The 17,681-nt window shown below is 67.9% G+C and carries 10 protein-coding genes; 5 read left to right on the forward strand and 5 right to left on the reverse strand.

Going from position 1 to position 17,681, the window contains the following annotated elements; translation table 11 throughout:
• Positions 1-195: 195 nt before the first annotated feature.
• Together PZE19_RS04685 and PZE19_RS04690 are read left to right on the forward strand one after the other, a co-directional pair.
• Positions 196-1,494 carry an acetyl ornithine aminotransferase family protein gene (locus PZE19_RS04685; protein WP_277859412.1) on the forward strand — a complete coding sequence of 433 codons (1,299 nt, stop codon included), beginning with the start codon at positions 196-198 and terminating at the stop codon, positions 1,492-1,494.
• A 24-nt stretch (positions 1,495-1,518) separates the two neighbouring features.
• Positions 1,519-2,934 carry a hypothetical protein gene (locus PZE19_RS04690; protein ID WP_277859413.1) on the forward strand — a complete coding sequence of 472 codons (1,416 nt, stop codon included), beginning with the start codon at positions 1,519-1,521 and terminating at the stop codon, positions 2,932-2,934.
• A 91-nt stretch (positions 2,935-3,025) separates the two neighbouring features.
• Here the strand turns inward: PZE19_RS04690 and PZE19_RS04695 are convergent, their stop codons facing one another.
• From PZE19_RS04695 to PZE19_RS04715, 5 genes are all read right to left on the reverse strand, one after another.
• Positions 3,026-5,380 (reverse strand): c-type cytochrome domain-containing protein, encoded by a 2,355-nt coding sequence (locus PZE19_RS04695; protein WP_277859414.1) that lies wholly within the window; start codon positions 5,378-5,380, stop codon positions 3,026-3,028.
• Positions 5,381-5,437: 57 nt separating this feature from the next.
• Entirely contained in the window at positions 5,438-7,969 is a 2,532-nt protein-coding gene (locus PZE19_RS04700; RefSeq protein ID WP_277859415.1) for a DUF1549 and DUF1553 domain-containing protein, read from the reverse strand.
• 68 nt (positions 7,970-8,037) lie between these two features.
• Positions 8,038-10,506, reverse strand: a complete 2,469-nt coding sequence (locus PZE19_RS04705; protein ID WP_277859416.1) for a PPC domain-containing protein — start codon at positions 10,504-10,506, stop codon at positions 8,038-8,040.
• Positions 10,507-10,615: 109 nt separating this feature from the next.
• The gene (locus PZE19_RS04710; RefSeq protein WP_277859417.1) at positions 10,616-11,899 is read right to left on the reverse strand and encodes a DUF1501 domain-containing protein; all 1,284 of its coding nucleotides are present in this window, start codon (positions 11,897-11,899) and stop codon (positions 10,616-10,618) included.
• 355 nt (positions 11,900-12,254) lie between these two features.
• A complete protein-coding gene (locus PZE19_RS04715; RefSeq protein WP_277859418.1) occupies positions 12,255-13,685 on the reverse strand; it encodes a glucoamylase family protein in 1,431 nt (476 codons plus the stop codon).
• Between the two features lie 547 nt (positions 13,686-14,232).
• On the opposite strand from PZE19_RS04715, the gene PZE19_RS04720 reads away from it, so the two are divergent.
• Genes PZE19_RS04720 through xylB form a run of 3 tightly spaced genes read left to right on the forward strand, consistent with a single transcriptional unit; the run spans position 14,233 to position 17,668 of the window.
• On the forward strand, positions 14,233-15,261 hold the full coding sequence (locus PZE19_RS04720) for a cobalamin-independent methionine synthase II family protein (RefSeq protein WP_277859419.1): 1,029 nt from the start codon (positions 14,233-14,235) through the stop codon (positions 15,259-15,261).
• Positions 15,262-15,284: 23 nt separating this feature from the next.
• On the forward strand, positions 15,285-16,130 hold the full coding sequence (locus PZE19_RS04725; RefSeq protein WP_277860344.1) for an MBL fold metallo-hydrolase: 846 nt from the start codon (positions 15,285-15,287) through the stop codon (positions 16,128-16,130).
• Positions 16,127-17,668: a xylulokinase gene (gene xylB, locus PZE19_RS04730; RefSeq protein ID WP_277859420.1), complete on the forward strand. Its 1,542-nt coding sequence runs from the start codon at positions 16,127-16,129 to the stop codon at positions 17,666-17,668. The genes PZE19_RS04725 and xylB overlap by 4 nt, the downstream gene beginning before the upstream one ends.
• Positions 17,669-17,681 lie beyond the last annotated feature (13 nt).

Here is a 17,681-nt window from a genome sequence, read left to right on the forward strand (position 1 = left end):
CGCGAATCGGAATAATACCCTTTCGCCCCGCACGCCTCTCCCGGTCGGTCGCGGAATCCCATCCGCCTGCGGGGCCATGCTCGATACGCCGCCGACGCCGGTTCGACACCGTCGACGTCGGAGCCCGACGATCCGGGCGATCCCGCCAGGAGGATCGAGGAATCGTCGGGTCTTGAACCTGGAAAGGGAGACGCGATGGTCGCACTGCATCGAGACGAGCCCCGGATCCTCGGGCCCGTGCCCGGTCCCAAGAGCGAGGCCTGGCTTGAGCGCGACGACCGCTTCATGTCCCCGTCCTACACCCGCACGTACCCCTTGGTCGTCCGTCGCGCCAAGGGGGCGATGATCGAGGACATGGACGGCAACCGCTTCCTCGACTTCACGGCCGGGATCGCGGTGACGAACGTCGGCCATTCCCATCCGAAGGTCGTCGAGGCGATCGTCCGCCAGAGCAAGCGGCTGATCCACATGTCGGGCACGGACTTCTACTACGCCCCCCAGATCAAGCTGGCGGAGCGGCTGGCGGACATCGCGCCCGGGAACACCGCCAAGCGGGTCTTCTACACGAACAGCGGGGCCGAATCGATCGAGGCCGCGCTGAAGCTGTCGCGCAAGCATACGCGTCGCCCGCGCGTGATCGCGTTCCTCCGGGGATTTCACGGCCGGACTTACGGGGCGATGTCGCTCTCGGCCTCCAAGCCGCTCCACCGCCAGGGCTTCGCGCCCCTGGTCGCCGACATCCACCACGCGACCTACAACGACCTGGCCAGCGTCGAGCAACTGTTCAAGACGGTCTGCTCGGCCGAGGAGACGGCCGCGATCTTCGTCGAGCCGATCCAGGGCGAGGGCGGTTACATCGTCCCCGACGAAGGCTTCCTGCCGGGGCTCCGCAAGATCTGCGACGAGCACGGCATCCTACTGGTCGTCGACGAGATCCAGTCCGGGTTCGGTCGGACGGGCAAGATGTTCGCGTGCGAGCACTGGGGCGTCGAGCCCGACATCCTCTGCCTCGCGAAGGGGATCGCCAACGGCCTGCCTCTGGGCGCGATCGTCGCCAAGGCCCACGTCATGGACTGGCCCCCGGGCAGCCACGCGTCGACGTTCGGCGGCAACCCCGTCGCCTGCGCCGCGGCCCTGGCGTCGATCGATCTCATCGAGGCGAAATACGCCCGCAACGCCGTCGTCCGGGGCGCCCAGCTCGTAGCGGGTCTCAAATCGCTGGCGGTCGCGAACCCCATGATCCGCGAGATCCGCGGCAAAGGCCTGATGATCGGCATGGAGATCCAGGACGAGTCGGGCTCGCCGGCCGCCGGCTTACGCGATCAAATCATCGACTGCGCCTTCTACCGCGGCCTGCTGCTGCTTCCTTGCGGCCCCAGCACGGTACGTTTCTGTCCCCCCTTGTGCCTCTCAAGGCGGCAGGTCGATATCGGCCTGGACCTGGTGGGGGCGGCCCTCGCCGACGTGCAATCCGTCGACAAGGCGCAGCTCTGAACCATCCGCGGAAGGAGAATCGACATGTCGCTCGCGACAGAGCCCGAGAAGGCCGCCCCGTTCCAGTGGCGGCGCTGGCCCGACACCGAGGCGCTCGTCAATGAGCTGACGCGTCAGGCCCTGGACGGCCATGCGTTCGCTCGGGCGCTAGCCGAACGCTTGATGCCCGAGACGGGCACCATCTTCCAGAACTGGCTCGACCATTTCGTCGTGGCCGCGCCGGCTTCGTTCGCCAATCGGCTCACGACGCTCGGCTTCGAGCGGACGGCCGACACGCACGGCGTCGGCGTCCCGGTCTATGCACATCCGGGCGGCGTCTTCCCCCGGATCGCGGTCGCGCCCAGGTCGGCGGGCGGTGCGGAAGGCGTACGGGACGTCGGGATCAAGGTCGAGTCGGTCGCCGCCTTTTCGGGGGCGAACGACCTCGGCCTGACGGTCCGGGGATATCCGATGGGCCCGCTCCGGACCGCACGATTGCCGGGCGAGCGCGTCGATCTCGTCGTCGTCGAGCGTCGGGCCTACATCGGCTTCGAGAACTTCCCGACCGAGGCCGCCCGAGAGGGCCGGATGAAGCCGCACGCCGCACGCGAGGCCCTCGCGGCCCGCGACCTCTGGATCGCCCGCCGCCGCCGCTTCGACGACGACGCTCAGGGGTTCGCCGAGACCGAGGCCCTCGTCGACCAGGTGATCGAGACGGCCGGCTCTCGCGACCTGGCGTGTCATCTCATCTTCGAAGTCGAACGCGACTACTGGCAGTCCCGCAACCGCGCGGCGCAGGTTCAGAAGGCCCGGCAGGACCGATTCGGGCTCGGCTGGGCGAATCACGACCACCACACGTTCCGCAGCTCCCGGCGTTTCTTCCCAGACCTCATCCGCATGTTTACGAAGCTCGGCTTCTTCGTCCGCGAGAGCTTCCACGCCGGCGAACATGCGGGCTGGGGGGCGCAGGTCCTGGAGCATCCCATGACCGGGATCGTGATTTTCGCCGACCTCGACCTCGCCCCCGAAGAGGCGACCCAGGACTTCGCGCATCAGTCGCTCCCCGACCTCCCCAGGCCGGGGACCGTCGGCCTCTGGGTCGCACTCCACGGGGAGTCGATCCTCGAGGCCGGCATGCACCACCTGGAGGCCCAGTTCGAGTTCGACGCCCTCCGCGACGGCCTCAATGCGGAGGCGGGCATCGAGACGATGAAGCCCTTCTCCGACTTCCCGTTCCTGCGCCAGGCGTTCACGGCCGGCGAACGCTGGCCCGTCTCGGCACGCCGGGCCGATCGGGCCCTCGACGCGGGCTGGATTACGCAGGAGCAGCGCGACAAGTTCGTCCGCGACGGGACGATCGGCAGCCACCTGGAAAACCTTCAGCGTCGCGAAGGCTACAAGGGCTTCAATCAACAGGCCGTCAGCGCCATCATCGCCGCGACCGATCCGCGGCTGCATTGAGCGACGGGAAGGGCCCGACGAGAAAAGGAAAAGGGCGTCGTCGCCGTCATGGCGAGACGCCCTTGAAACTTGGTTCGCCGATCGATGTCGCTCAGGGAGTGGCGATGGCCAGTCCGGCCTTGCCTTGAGGATTGCGACTCTTCTCCGCGGAGAGGAGGTCGATTTCGACCTTGAGGGCCGCGGCCCTCGCCTGGGCGGCGGCGGCCGGATTCGCCTTGTCGGCGAGAGCCTTGTCCGCACCGGCCTTAGCGGCATTGGCCTGATCGAGCTTGCCCTTCAGGTCGGCGACGACCGCCGTGGCCGCCTGGGCCCCGGCGCGGGCCTCGGCGAGTAGCTTGTCGGTCTCGGCCTTCTCGGCTTCCAGCCGCTTGACGGCGTCCGCGGCTGCGGCGAGCCCGAAGGCGGCGGCCTTCGCTCGAAGCTGCGCCGGCGCGACGCCCTGAGGCGCGGCGGCCTTGACGGCGACGGCCTGCTTCACGGCCGTCCCCGCGGCGGAGCGTCCGGCGCCGGCGGCGGCGAGGGCCTGGATCAGCTCGCCGGCCCGCTGGGCCTGGCGACCGAGTTCCTCGGCGGCCTTGGTCGCGGCATCGGGATCGGCTGCGTTCTTGAGGGCCTCGGCCGCGGCGGCGAGCACCACGTCGTGCGCGGCCTTCTCCGCGAGGGCCTTTTCGACGGCCGATTTGGAGGCCTCCATGGCCCCGGCCGCGGCTTTCTCGCCGGCCTCGGCGTCGACGACCGCCTTCTCGGCCGCGGCCTGGCCCTCGCGGGCCTGGGCGGCGATCTGCTCGGCCCCCTGGGCCGTGAGGGCGGCGTCCTGAACGGCGGCTGACTTGGCGTTCGTGGCGGCCTCCCGCTCGGCGACCAGGGCGGCCTGCTTGGCCGAGGCCTGCTCGGCGGCCGTGAACGCCGCCTGGGCCTTGGCCTGGATGTCGGCGGCACCGCCGACGGCGGCTTGGAGGGAGGGGAGTTCCTTCGCGAGTGCTTCCGCCTCGGCCGTGGATGCGGCCATCTGCTGACGGGCCTGATCGATTCGGACGGCGATCGGCGCGGGGTTGGGGGTCAACGTCGCCAGGCGATGACCGTCCTTGACGTCCCACAGCCGAATCGCCCCAGACCAGTCGGAGCCGGCGACCACGCCCGCGTCATGGCTCAGGGCGACGGCCAGGGCCAGGTCGCCGAACGGTTCCAGGTCCAGCGTCTTGCCGCCGTTCGCGTCCCAGATCCGGACGACGCGGTCGCGCCCGGCGGTGGCGAGGCGGCCGTCCTTCGCGAACTGGACCGCGGCGACGCCCGGCGGGTGGGCGGCGATGTTCTTGATCGCCTTGCCCTCGTTCATCTCCCAGAGCTTGACCGTCCCGTCCTCGCTGGAAGACGCCAGGACGTTCGAGTCGAGACGCCACGAGACGTCGGTGATCGCCGTCGTGTGGCCTCGAAGCTCGAGATATTCGCGACCCGTCGCGGCTTCCCAGACGAACAGGCCGCTGTTGCGGTCCCCGGTCGCGAGCAGCACGCCGTCCGGGCTGAATTCCAGGGCGGTGATCCAGTCGGTGTGCTTCTTGATCTCGAACTGCTGCGATCCGTCGGCGGTGCTGTAGACGCGGACGATCCGGCCCGGCCCTCCCAGCGCGACCTGGCTCTGGTCCGGGCTGACGTCGGCCGCGAGCACGGCGTCGTACTCCTTGCCGACCTCGAAGACCCGCTCGCCCGTCTTGACGTTGAAGCCGACCGCGATCCCCGACTGTCCGCCCCGGCCGCCGCCGACGAGCAGGACGTCTCCGCCGCGGCTGAACTTCAGGACGTGGATCGTCCCCTCCGGGAACGGCAGGACGCCCATCAGGTGGTGATCGGTCGTCCGGTAAAGCAAGACTTGCTTATGCCCGCCGACCGCCAGCAGGGGAGCCCAGGGGCTGGCCGCCAGGGCGACGACCGCGCCCGGCCGGGCGTCGGGGGTGAACGGCTCGGTCGCCAGTTCGACGGGCATGGCCGGCTCGCCGGCCGGCTTTCCGAGGGCGGAGGGGTCGAGCTTTAACTCCATCTTCGGCTTGGCCTTGGTCGCCACCTTGCTCCCCGACGTCTCGAGCGCTCCCCCTTCGATCCACTTGCGCACGATCTCGATCTCGGCGTCGGGGATCTTGCCCGCGTTGGGGGGCATCTTGGGCTCTTCGGTCTGGAGGATCGACGCGAGCAGCGAGCTCGAATCGGGATCGCCGGGCTCGATGACCGCGCCCGAGCCGCCCCCCTGCATGGTCCCGCCGAACGTCTCCAGGTTCAGGCCCCCCTTGGCCTTGTCCGGGTTGTGGCAGGAGCCGCATCGGTTCCGGAAGATCGCCGCGACGTTGTCGGCGAACGTGACCTTCGCCCCGCCGTCCTCGGCCCGCGCCGGCGAGGCCGTGACGACCAGGGCGGATGTCGCGAGGAGCAGGATCATAGTGGATCGGGGTCGCATGGCGTCGAGCCTCTCGGGGGGACGGACGTTTGACGTCGAGCGCGGGGGCTTGTCGGATCAATGGTTGAACAGGAATTCACGACTGTTGAGCAGGGCCCAGAACACGTCGCCGAGGGCCTGGGCCTGGTCGGGGGCCTGGGCGACGACGGGGGTCAACTTGGCCAGTTCCTCCGCGGACGGCTTCCGCGAGAGGCAGCGGAGGTACAGGTCGGCGAGCCGCTCCTCGGCGGTGGGCTTCGCCTTCATCAGCTCGGCGATGACGCCGCCCTGCTGGATCTTGGCGTTGACCGTGTCGCCGTTGAGCAGGTGCAGGGCCTGCGAGAGAGTCGGCTCCATCTTGACCTCGCAGGAGCAGGCGGTCTCGCGAGTCGCCCGGCCGAAGGTGGTCAGGAAATAGGTCGAGCTGTTGCCGTCGGCGATCTGCACGGCCCGGGCGCCGACCGGAAGGCCCTGGAACTTGTCCTTCGTGTTGGTCACGGCGCTGATCGCGTCGAGAAGGTTCTCTGCCTTGATCCGGCGGACTTGGGCGTGGGCGAAATTGCGCTCGTCGCCGGCGTTGCTGTCGTTGCGATGGGTCGACCGCTGATAGGCCCGCGAGGTGCAGATGTCCTTGACGAGTGTCTTCAGGTTGTACTTGCTCTCGGTGAACCGCTTGCCGAGGGCTTCGAGAAGCTCGGGGTTCGACGCAGGGTTGCTGACGCGGAAGTCGTCGACCGGCTCGACCACGCCGGTGCCCATGAAATGGGCCCAGACCCGGTTCGCGAACGAGGATGCGAACCAGGGGTTTTGTGGTGAGGCGAGCCACTTCGCGAGGATCACGCGGCGGTCCTTGCCGGCCACGTCGGGGACTTCGCCGCCCAGGAACTTGGGCGGCATGACGCGGCCGCCGACGGGGTGGTTCATCTCGCCGCCGCCGGAGTTGAAGACGATCAGCTCGCGGTAATCCTCGCCCTGCTTGCGACCGATCTGCGAGAAGAAGGCCGCGAAGCTGTAGTAGTCGTCCTGCGTCCAGCGATCGAACGGGTGGTTGTGGCACTGGGCGCACTGGATCCGCATGCCCATGAAGACCTGGGCCACGTTCTCGGTGAGCGGCAGGGTCTCGGTCGTGGTCTGGTAGAAGTTCGTGGCGGGATTCTTGAACGTGCCGCCGTTGGCCCCGAGCAGCTCCTGGACCATCTGGTCCATCGGCATGTCCTTCGAGAGCTGCTCCACGAGCCAGTTGTAATACAGGAACATCGATTTGTAGCTGACCGTGAGCGTGGTCCGGATCTGGAGCAGCTCGGCCCACTTGCTGACCCAGATCTCCGAGAACTCCTTGCGCTGGAGCAGCTCGTCGACCACCTTGGCCCGCTTGTCGGGGTCGGTCGAGGCCATGAAGCGCTCGAATTCCGGCACCGTGGGGGGGACGCCGACGACGTCGAGGTAGACCCGCCGGACGTAAGTGCCGTCGTCGCAGATCTCGGACGGGGCGATGCGGAGCTTGCGGAGCTTGTCGGCCACGAGCTCGTCGATGTAGTTGCCGGTCGACTCGTCCGGATAGGCGAACTGCAGGCCCTTGGGCAGGACGATGAACTGGGAGCCGACCGTGTAGGTCTCGAACCGCGCCATCACGAACGCTTCGCCGCGTTCGCCTGCCTTGATGAGCCCGTCCTGGCCGACCGCGACGGAGGTGTCGTTGTTCGTCAGGAAGACGGCCCGGCCCGTCACGTCGCGGTCGGTGCCGTCGGAATACCTGGCCAGGACGGTCAACTGCTGGATCGACCCCTTGCCGTCGAGCACGCCGGTCTTGGGATAGATCTCCACGCCGACGACCTTGGGGAGCTTGGAGACGTCGTCGTTCGGGGCCCCGACGGTGATCCATTCGTGGACCGTGCGATACAGGTCACTGTCGACCTCGAAGCGCTTGCCGCCCGAGTGCTGGACGGAGCCGACCGACTTTTCGAGGAGGGTGCTGTCGGCGGGTAGGGCCGTGTTGATGCGGCGGCCGACCATCTCGCGGGTGAGGCGGAAGTAGTCCCCCTCGGGATCGAAGCCGAAGAGGGAGATGCGGAAGCCGTCCTTGCCCCTCGCCGCGCCGTGGCAGCTGCCGGTGTTGCACCCGGCGCGCATGAAGACGGGCATGACGTCGAGTCGGAAGCTGAGCGGCTCGGAGACCGCCGCCTTGGCGACCTTGACCGGGATCGTCGCCGACTTGCCGCCGAAGGCGACCGCCAGGCTCGTCTCGCCGTCGGCCTTGGGGCGGAAGGTCGCACCGTCGCGGACGACCAGGGTCGGGTCGGCCGGGGTGAAGGTCGCGTCGCGCGTGAGGTCGCGGGTCAGGCCGTCGGAGTACATGCCCTGGACGACGAGCGACTGCTGGTCGCGCGCCGTGTTGAGCTGGATCGCGGCCGGATAGACCTGGATCTCGACCAGTCCGGCGGTCGGCGTCGGCTCGGGGGCGAACGGCTCGTCCGGCAAGGCGGCCAGCGCCGAGGGCTTCGGGGCCGTCGTCTCGCCGGCGCTCGCGAAGCTCAGCGTCAAGCCGCAGAGGACGAGAGTCGCCAGATGCTTCCGCAACGCCCGAGACGGGGCGACGGTCGACTGGATCATCACGAAGGCGTCCTTATCTAGGTCCGGGTTGGATCGTCGGGTGTTCCGGGCGTCGGTTCGGGCGGACCTCATGGGGTGCCTGCCTGCTTCTGCTTGGCGTCGAGCCGCAGCTTCTCCAGCCGGCTCAGCGGCTTGGCGGGGGCTTCGGCCGGCGGCGGCGCTGCGGCCGGGGCCGGGGCGGCCGCGGGGGCCGGTGCGGCGGCCGGGGCCGGCTTGGGGGGCAGGGGGGCGTCGATCTGGAGCGTGCCGGTCCCGATGTTGTGGACGATCGGTTCGCCGTCCTGGACGACCACGACCTGGCAGAACAGATTCGCGTGCTTGCCGACCGGCGAGGCGGGGTCGGTCTTGATGTGGTACGTCAGGTCGGTGCTGTCCTTGGTGATCTTCTTGACGTCGGTCGTCGCCTTGTTGGGCAGGCCGACGAGCATCACGGTCGCTTCGCCCGCGAAGTCGACGTTCTTGGCGACCGCCACGGCCATGTCGACTTCCTTGCCCTGCTCGACGCCCGCCGCCTGGAAGGTCAGCCCCAGGTAAGGCGCGGCGACGGTCAAGTCGGCGAGCTGCGAGGAGACCATGATCGGCCCCGTGGGGCCGGAAGACGAGCCGTTGACGACGATCTTCCAAGTTCGCAGCTCGGCGTTGCCGTCGGCGTTCATTGGGATGACGGCTTCGTCCTGGCCTTCAGGAATCGCCACGCCGCCGCCCGAGCCCACGCCCGGGGGATTCCAGGGCAGGGAGACGGCGATCGCCGCCTTGAAGTCGGGCTTGCGGATCGCCTTGACCTTCAGGCCCATCTGGCCGCTTCGCACGAGGGGCACCTTGGGCTGGACGATCTCGATCGCGTAGGGGGCTTCTTCGGTCACGGCCACCGCCAGGCGGTCGATGCTCCGCGACCACATGATGATGCCGTTGTTGTTCGGGGCGAGAACGAAGGCCGAAAGGGTGTTGAACTCGGATCGGACCGGCACCTTGGGGTCGGCCGCCTTGCCCGAAACGTCGACGAGCGCGCCCGCGGGGGCGGCGTCCGGCTTCGCCTTGAAGAGGACCGGCACGAGGGCCTGGCTGGCGGCCAGCGCCGGGGCTTCCATCTCCACGCCCGGGGGCAGACCGGCGGCGTTGAAGACCACGTCGCCGCCGAAGTCGGCCCGGCTCCCCTGGATGAGGATCGCCTGGCGACCTCCCTTGGGCACGCTGACGGCCATGACGCCCGTGCCGAGCATGATCTGCTCGGCGGGGGTCGACACGGTCAGTTTGGGCTCGGGCGGGGAGATCTCGATCCGGTAGACGTAGTCGGGTCCGCCCTTCTTGAGCTGGTCGACGATCGAGACGACGTATTCGCCATCCTCGGGGAGCGTCTGGCGGAAGTAGCTGTCGGGACCCACGGCGTCGTCGCTGCCGGCAAATGCGCCTCCCCCCTTCTTGGCGAGATAGAGGACCGCGTCGATCGGCGAACGGATTTGCCGGCCGAAGACCTTGAAGTCGAAGACCTGGCCTTTCTTGCCGGCGAAGACGTAATGATCGGCGTCGCCCGCCTTCTCCAGCACGCCGTTGAGGGCGGCGGGGGCGGTGAAGGGGGTGGCCGTGGCCTGGTCGTCGTTGGGCTCGACTTCCATCGCATTGTCCAGGTTCACGAGCCGGAACGCATTGGGGTAGGGCGAGAGCCCCTTCTCGTCCTGTCGCTGGACGCCCCAGCCCAGCCGAGCCTCGGTCGGCAGGGCGACGTCCGACTTCGCTTCTCCGGCCGGGTCGCCGATCCAGCGGACGGCGACCGTCTGCCCCGGTTTGCCGCCGGGAGGCATGACGCCGGTCGAGCGGGGGAAATTGCCGACGTGCAGCCGGTAGAGGCAGGAGCCGTTGCCGGCGTAGGCGCTCTCTCGGACCTGGACGATGTACTTCCCGTCCTCGGGGGCGAGGATCGAGGCGAAGCCGTCCTGCCAGAGCAGGGCGGCGTCGTCGCTCGACGCCAGCTCGAACCGCTTCGCGTTGAGGATCGCGACGTATGGATCGAAGAGGATGATCCCCAGCCGCATCCCCTCGACCTCGACCGAGACCCGCTCGCCCTTCTTCGCCTCCACGACGAAGTAGTCGACGTCCTCGTTCTCGGCGACGCCGTTGACCACGACGTTCATCGGGATGGCCTGGGGGGCTTCGAAGGCGTTGTTGGGCTCGACCTCGACGACCTCCGGCATGGCCCCGACGCTGAATCCTCGCAGCTCGCTCACGCCGGTCGCCGTGCGGACGCGCAGGTCGTGGAAGCCGAGCGGCGAGTCGGGGGCGATCTGGACCTTGGCCTTGAAGCTGTTGTCGTCGACCTTGGTGATCGCGGTCGCGACGACGCCGGGCTGGTAGAAGAGCACTTCCTGGGCGTCGCCCAATCGCGCCCCCGAGAAGACGACCTCCACCTCGGTTCCGCGCCGACCGCCCATCGGCCGGACGGCTGTGAGGCTGGGCGATGAGGCCGTCGCGGTGGTCGCGAAGGCGACGATCAGCGTCAGGACGACGGCCGGGAGGGAGGGGCTCAGGCGGGCTCGGCGCATGATCAGGGCTCTCGGGGTGGGGTCGAGCTGTGGAACGCGGAGCGTTTCAGGAGGGTCGTTCCACGGAGGCGGGGAATTCAACGTCGAACTCCCCGCCCGCGGGAGGATTTCAGGCGAGGAGTTCCTTGACGACCTTGCCGCCGTCGACGATCTCGATCGGGCGGTCGCCGGGGGCCATGAGTTCCTTGTCGGCCACGATCCCCATCATGTGGTAGACCGTCGTCGCCAGGTCTTCCGGGCCGATCGGGTCCTTCTCGGGCTCCGTGCCCGTGGCGTTCGAGGAGCCATAGATCTGGCCCGCCTTGGAGCCGCCGCCCGCGAGGACCACGCTGAACACCTTCGGCCAGTGGTCGCGACCGCCGTCCTTGTTGATCTTGGGGGTGCGGCCGAACTCGCTGGAGACCATGACGAGGGTCCGGGCGAGCAGGCCCTGACGATCGAGGTCGCGGATCAGGGCGGCGAACGCCTGGTCGAAGGCCGGCATCTGGCCCTTCATGCCCGGGACGATCTGGGCGTGGAGGTCCCAGCTTCCATATTCGAGGTTCACCATCCGGACGCCCGCGGCTACCAGCCGCCGGGCCAAGAGCATCCGCTGGCCGGCGGGGTTTCGGCCGTATTCGTCGCGGATCGCGTCGGGCTCGGCGTTGATGTCGAACGCCTCGCGGGCCTTCTGCGAGCTGATCAGGCTGTAGGCCCGGTCGTAGAAGGTGTCCATCGCGGTGATGTTGTCGCTCTTCTCACGCTCGTGGAAGTACGAGTTCACGGCGTCGAGCACGGTGCGGCGCGCTGTGAATCGGGTGTCGTCGATGCCGTTGGGCAGGTTCAGGTCCTGGACCCGGAATTTCTTGGACGAGGGTTCGCTCCCCAGGCTGAACGGCGAGAAGGCCGAGCTGAGGTAACCCGTCCCGGCGTACACGTTGGGCATCCGGGGGATGCAGACGTACGGCGGGAGGTTGTTCTTGGGGCCGTACTCGTGCGAAATCACGCTGCCGAAGCTGGGGTACTGGAGAGCCGGGCTGGGGCGATAGCCCGTGAACATATTGTGCGTGCCGCGCTCGTGGGCGGCCTCGCCGTGCGTCATCGAGCGGATGACCGTCAGCTTGTCGGCGAGCTGGGCGGTCTGGACGAGGGTCTCGCTGAACCGCTCGCCGTCGAGCTTGGTCGGGATCGAGCCCATGTCGCCCCGGTACTCGACGGGGGCGAAGGGCTTGGGATCGAAAGTCTCCTGATGGGCGATGCCGCCGGGCAGGAAGATGTGGATCACCGAGTCGGCCGTCGGCTTGATCGCCTCATACGTCTTGAGATCGGCCCTGGCCTGGCTCCGCAGGAGGTCGGCGAGCGTCAGGCTCCCAATCCCGAGAGCGCCGACCGTGAGGAAGCCTCGACGACTCATCGGCCCTCGACATCCAGTCGTCATACGCGAGTCTCCTTCAACGGAACGTGGGTGGGAAGAATAGGTTGGAGCGACGGCTGGGGCGAACGGCGGCTTGCCGAGACGCCAGGCGGTCGGCGTACGATGGCGGGCGGGCGACGAGGTCGAAACGCGAGCAGTCTCGCCACTCCTCCCGCTGGCCCTCGATAGGACCGGGATGAGAGCGATCATGCCTTGTAGCGGGTACAATTATTATCAAACAAGCCAGACGTTCTGCAAGATGCTACGGCGTCGAATCACCCGTCGTTGGCGCGATTTCCGAAATTGACGGCATGAACGGACCCATGAACGGGTCAGGCGTTCACCTGGACCCCGATCAGCGTTTGATTTCGGGGACGTTCCGAGAGAGCCTCGTGAGCTGAGGCTGGAAATGATGAGCGGTGGGGTAGCGCCCCGGGGCGCCGGCGGTAAATTCCTCGACGGCGACCAGGGGGCGGATCGCCTTCTCGACGGGCCCGGTCGTGAACGCTTTCTGCATGAAGTCGTCGGCCAGCTCGTTGGCGATCGCGGCCATGATCATCCCCTGGTCGAGCGCCAGGACGTAGCCCGAAACCATCCCTGAACTGACGTCGACGGAATCCTGGAACCCCAATGGGCCGTAGACCGGGAATCGATCTTTCAAGGCGTAGATGTTGTCCATGGCCTCGCGGGGGGCGAAGGGCAGGGCCAGGAAGGCCGCATGCGGCGTGACGACGCCGTGGATCGAGCCGGTGGTGAGGGTGGCCATGTGTGGCGGCAAACCCCAGGCGGCGTCGAATGAGAGATAGCCGTCGGGATTCGTTCCCAGGCCCTTGACGCCGTAAACCTCGTAACCCCCCGTCGGCCGGAACGCGGGGGAGAATCCCCAGTATCCGTACTTCATCTCGCGGAGCCCGTGCTCGATCTGACCCCGAACGTACAGCGGATGGTTCACCCCCCAGCTGTTCGGCGCCCAGGCGGCTTCGGGGACGAAGAGCGTGACCATCAACGCCTCGAACATGCTGCCGCCCCAGCTTGGCACGACCCGCATGTCCAGATAGTTGTAGGCCCCTTCGAAGACCTTTACGCCCTTGTACTCGCGGATATCACCGGTCGGGGTCTGCTCCTGCGGAGCGACCTCGGTGGGCAGGGTCCGATACATTCGGTAGTAATGGTCGGGGGGGAGCTGGCCGCGGGCGATGGCGATGTAGCTCGCCATCCGCGCCTCGGTGTTCAGCATGCCGTAATGGCCGTAGAACGAGTTTTCGTCGACCCAGTAACCGACCCGGAGCAGGCCGGGCTGGTGGATGGGGTCGTGGTCGTCGTAGAAGTCGTATAGGAACCCGAAATCCATGGCGTCGAGCAGCCGATTCGCGCTGGGGGCGAGGTCCGGCCGGATGTTGACGACCATCATGAGCGCCATAGCCATCCAGGCGTTGTCGACGGTGGAAATCAACGGCCGTCGCGGCGACGCATCGACGGGCGAAGCGGACAGCAGTTTGCCGCTCCGGGGGTCGATGTCGTTGGCGAAGAAGCCGTGGGGGCGATTCATGGCTTCGAGGGTCTGGATGGTCCGGGTCAGCCGTTCCCGCGCCTCGTCGTGCGAGATGATCTCCAGCCGTTCGGCCGCGATGACGCTCCAGATGTAAGCCGCGATGTTCGTCGGCGTCGTCTCCGGGACCGGCTCGCGCCAGCCCGGGCCTTCGCGGTGGACGCGATCCGAAGGGAGCCCGCTCGGAAACGCCAGCTTCTCCATCGATCGCCAGGTGTCGGCCGCGTAACGCCGCAACTGGACCCGATCCTCGGCGGTTAGGACCGTCGCGCGTTCCTGAGCCCGGGCCGAGGTCGGGGCGAGACCGCCCACGAGGCAGGCGAGCAGGAGAAGGGCGGACCGCGAAACGGGAGCGGGCGATCGAGTCATCGCACCACCTCGGGAAGAGGGTCTCGGTCGGTGCGGGGAATCCGCGGCGATGCCCCACGAACTCGTTCGGACGTAGCCTCGGAGGGGCGCTGCCTCTATCAACTACTATATTCAAGTTAACGTATCGTGACAATTTCTCCGGCAGATTTCATGCGAGCTATGATGATCGCATGCGACACCTGCGGGCGCACAACGGCTGGCCCTGGCGTCGCCCCCTAGCCAGGGTTACAGTCAACGGAGTGTCGTGCCCAACCGCCTTGAGCGCGCGAGCGATCCTTCCTTCCCGCACAGGCCGTATATCGGCCGGCGAGACGGATCGACTCGTCGTATGTCAGCCGCGGGCTCGCACCCCCGCTTACTGATTGGATCGTCCGGCCCGTGGCGGATCTTGAGGAACTTGTAGAAAGGGTGAGGAATGGCGGATCGCCTGATCCCCGCCACCGTGATCGGGAGTTGGTCCTTCCCTGGCTGGTACGAGAAATTCGTGCTCGACGTCAAGGAGCACCCCGAGCTTTACGGCCCCGTCGACCGCGAGGAAGCCGTCCGGGACGCCGTTCGCCTGGCCGTCGACGACCAGCTCCGCGCGGGGCTCGATCGCATTACCGATGGCGAGATGCGCCGTGTCGACTTCAATCTGGGTTTCTATGAGTATCTGGGCGGCCTTGAGCCCTTGAGGAAAGCGCGGAATTGGGGGGCTCCGGCCCACGATCAGCGGGATCGCTACCGATGCGTCGCACCCCTGACGGCCCCCGACGGACTCGGCGTCGTCACGGAGTACCATCGTCTTCGCGAGTATGTCGACGTGCCGGTGAAGACGCCCGTCCCGGGCCCGTTCACCCTCGCGGGCTGTATCGAGGGCGGCGAGGTGTATCGCGACCGACAGTCGATCGCCGAGGCCCTGATCCCGATCGTGACGGCCGAGCTGAAGGCCCTCGTCGCGGCCGGCGTCGACTTCATCCAGCTCGACGAGCCAAGCTTCGCTTGCCACCCCGATGCGCCCGACTATTTCCTCGACGTCATCGGTCGCACGGTCGAGGGGGTCGACGCCTACATCAGCATGCATATGTGCTTCGGGAACTACCGGGCGCGCGCAGTGGGTCGGAGGTCGTATCGCCCTCTCTTCCCGCACATCGGTCGCGCGAAGGTCGACCAGCTCGCGCTCGAGTTCGCCAGCCGCGAGATGGCGGAGGTCGAGATCCTCGCCGAGCTTCCGGCATCGATGGACGTGGCGGTGGGGCTGGTCGACGTGAAGAACACCTGGGTCGAGCCGGCCGAGTTGGTGGCCGAGCGACTCCGCCAGGTCCTGAAATACGTGGGACCGGAGCGGGTCTCGGTGACGCCCGACTGCGGCTTCTCGCAGACGTCACGGCATGTCGCGGTGGCCAAGTCGCGGTCGCTCGCCGAGGGGGCCGCGTTGGTCCGTCGCGAGCTGGACCGTTCCTGAGTCGTCGAGGCGGGGTGAGCGCCATGATCGAGCCCGTCCGCAAGGGGGCCGAGCTTGTCCGGGAGATCGAGGAAACCGTCGCGCCGCCGACCGGGGTTTTCGTCTGGTGGACCGGACAGAGCGGTTACCTGATCAAGTCGGCCCAGGGGCTCCTGGCCGTGGATCTCTATCTTTCGGAACACCTGAGTCGCAAATACCAGGACACCCCTCGCCCCCACGTTCGGATGACGACCTCGCCCTTGAACGGCGAGGATCTGAGGGACGTCGACTTGATGCTCGCGAGCCACAAGCATTCCGACCATCTGGACCCCGGCACGGTCCCGGCCCTCCTCGCGGCCTCGCCTTCGGCCATGTTGGTCCTTCCCGAAGCGATCCGGGGACATGCGACGGGACTGGGACTTGCCGAGGACCGACTCATCGGGGTCGACTCCGGCTCGGAGGTCCGTGGCGCGGGCTTTCGCGTCCGAGCGATCCCCTCGGCCCACGAGGAGTTCGACCGCGACCCCTCAGGCCGTCATCCGTACCTCGGGTTCATCATCGAGGCGGCCGGCCTGCGGCTCTACCACAGCGGCGATACGCTCGCCTACGAAGGACTAGCGGAGGCCCTGGGCGGCGAGCGTTTCGACGTGATGTTCCTGCCGATCAACGGCCGTGCGCCCTCGCGCGGCGTTGCCGGGAACATGAGCGCTGCCGAGGCCGTCGACCTTGCGGCGCGGGTCCGTCCTCGATATCTCGTTCCACACCACTATGACATGTTCACCTTCAATACAGTCCCGGTGCACGAGTTCGAGGATCAGGCGCGTCGCCTGCCGGCCGGGGTCGAGCCGAAGGTGTTGAAGTGCGGCGAGCGCTGGGAGATTCAGCCGTGAGCGTCACCATCGGCATCGACGTCGGGACGTCCGGGACCAAGACGCTGGCGATCGACGAATCGGGAAAGATCCTGGCGTCGGCCTCGTCGGAGTATCCCTGCTCGCACCCGAGGCCGGGATGGTCGGAGCAGGACCCGGAACTCTGGTGGACCGCGACGCGGGAGACGCTCCGATCGGTGCTGGGCGCGGGCGCCTTCGCCGCGTCGGACGTCGCGGGCGTGGGGCTGAGCGGCCAGATGCACGGCTCGGTCTTCCTCGACGGCGAAGGCCGGGTCGTGCGCCCGGCATTGCTCTGGAACGACCAGCGGACCGCCGCCGAATGCGCCGAGATCGAGGAGCGTGCCGGCGGCCGCGAGGCCCTGATACGCATGGTCGCCAACCGGGCCCTCACCGGCTTCACGGCCCCGAAACTGCTGTGGGTGCGCAAGCATGAGCCGGCACTTTGGGAGGGAGTCCGTCAGGTCCTGCTCCCCAAGGACTACATCCGCTACCGCCTGACCGGCACGTATGCCACCGAGGTCAGCGACGCCTCGGGGACGCTCTTGCTCGACGTCGCCAATCGCCGGTGGAGCCGCGAGCTGTTGGAGAAGCTTGATCTCGACCCCTCGCTGCTCCCGCCCTGTTACGAGAGCCCCGAGGTCTCGGCGACCGTGAGCGCGATCGGGTCCGAGGCCACGGGCGTGCCCGAGGGCGTGCGGGTGGTCGGCGGCGGCGGCGACCAACCTGCGGGGGCCGTCGGCAACGGGATCGTGCGGCAGGGCGTCGTCTCGGCCACCATGGGCACCTCGGGCGTGGTCTTCGCCCACTCCGACCACCTGGGATTCGATCCCCAGGGTCGTCTCCAGCGCGGCTGCCATGCCGTCCCCGGCGCGTACCACGTTATGGGCGTCGTGCTCGCGGCAGGCGGCAGCCTGCAATGGTTCCGGAATGAGCTGGGCAAGGCCGAGGTCGCCCACGCCAAGTCGCTCGGCATCGACCCTTATCAGGTGCTGACCGCCGAGGCCGCCCTCGCGGGCCCGGGGGCCGAAGGCCTTTTCTTCCTGCCCTATTTGACCGGCGAGCGCTCGCCCCACTTCGACCCCGACGCGAAAGGGGGGTGGATCGGCCTGACCGTCCGCCACGGCCGCCCCCACATGATCCGCGCGGTGCTCGAAGGGGCGACCTTCGCTATGCGCGACAGCCTCGAGCTGATCCGCGACATGAAGGTGGCGATCCAGCAGATCCGCGTATCCGGCGGCGGCGCCCGGAACGCCCTCTGGAAGCAGATCCAGGCAGACATCTACGGCGCCGACGTCCACACGATCAACGCCAGCGAGGGCCCGGCCTACGGCGCGGCGCTCCTGGCTCAGGTCGGCACGGGCGGATTCTCAACGGTCCCGGAGGCCTGCGACGCCGCGATCATGACCGTCGAGAGCACCAGCGTTGATCCCCAGGTCAAGGCGTACTACGATCGGGCGTACAAGGTCTACCGGGGCCTGTACGAGCATTTGAAGGGTTCTTTCCGGGAGATCAGCGCGCTGGTGGCCGAGGGCCTCTAGCCGGCAGTCCACG

The sequence above is a fragment of the Paludisphaera mucosa genome, assembly GCF_029589435.1.
Classification (GTDB): Bacteria; Planctomycetota; Planctomycetia; order Isosphaerales; family Isosphaeraceae; genus Paludisphaera; species Paludisphaera mucosa.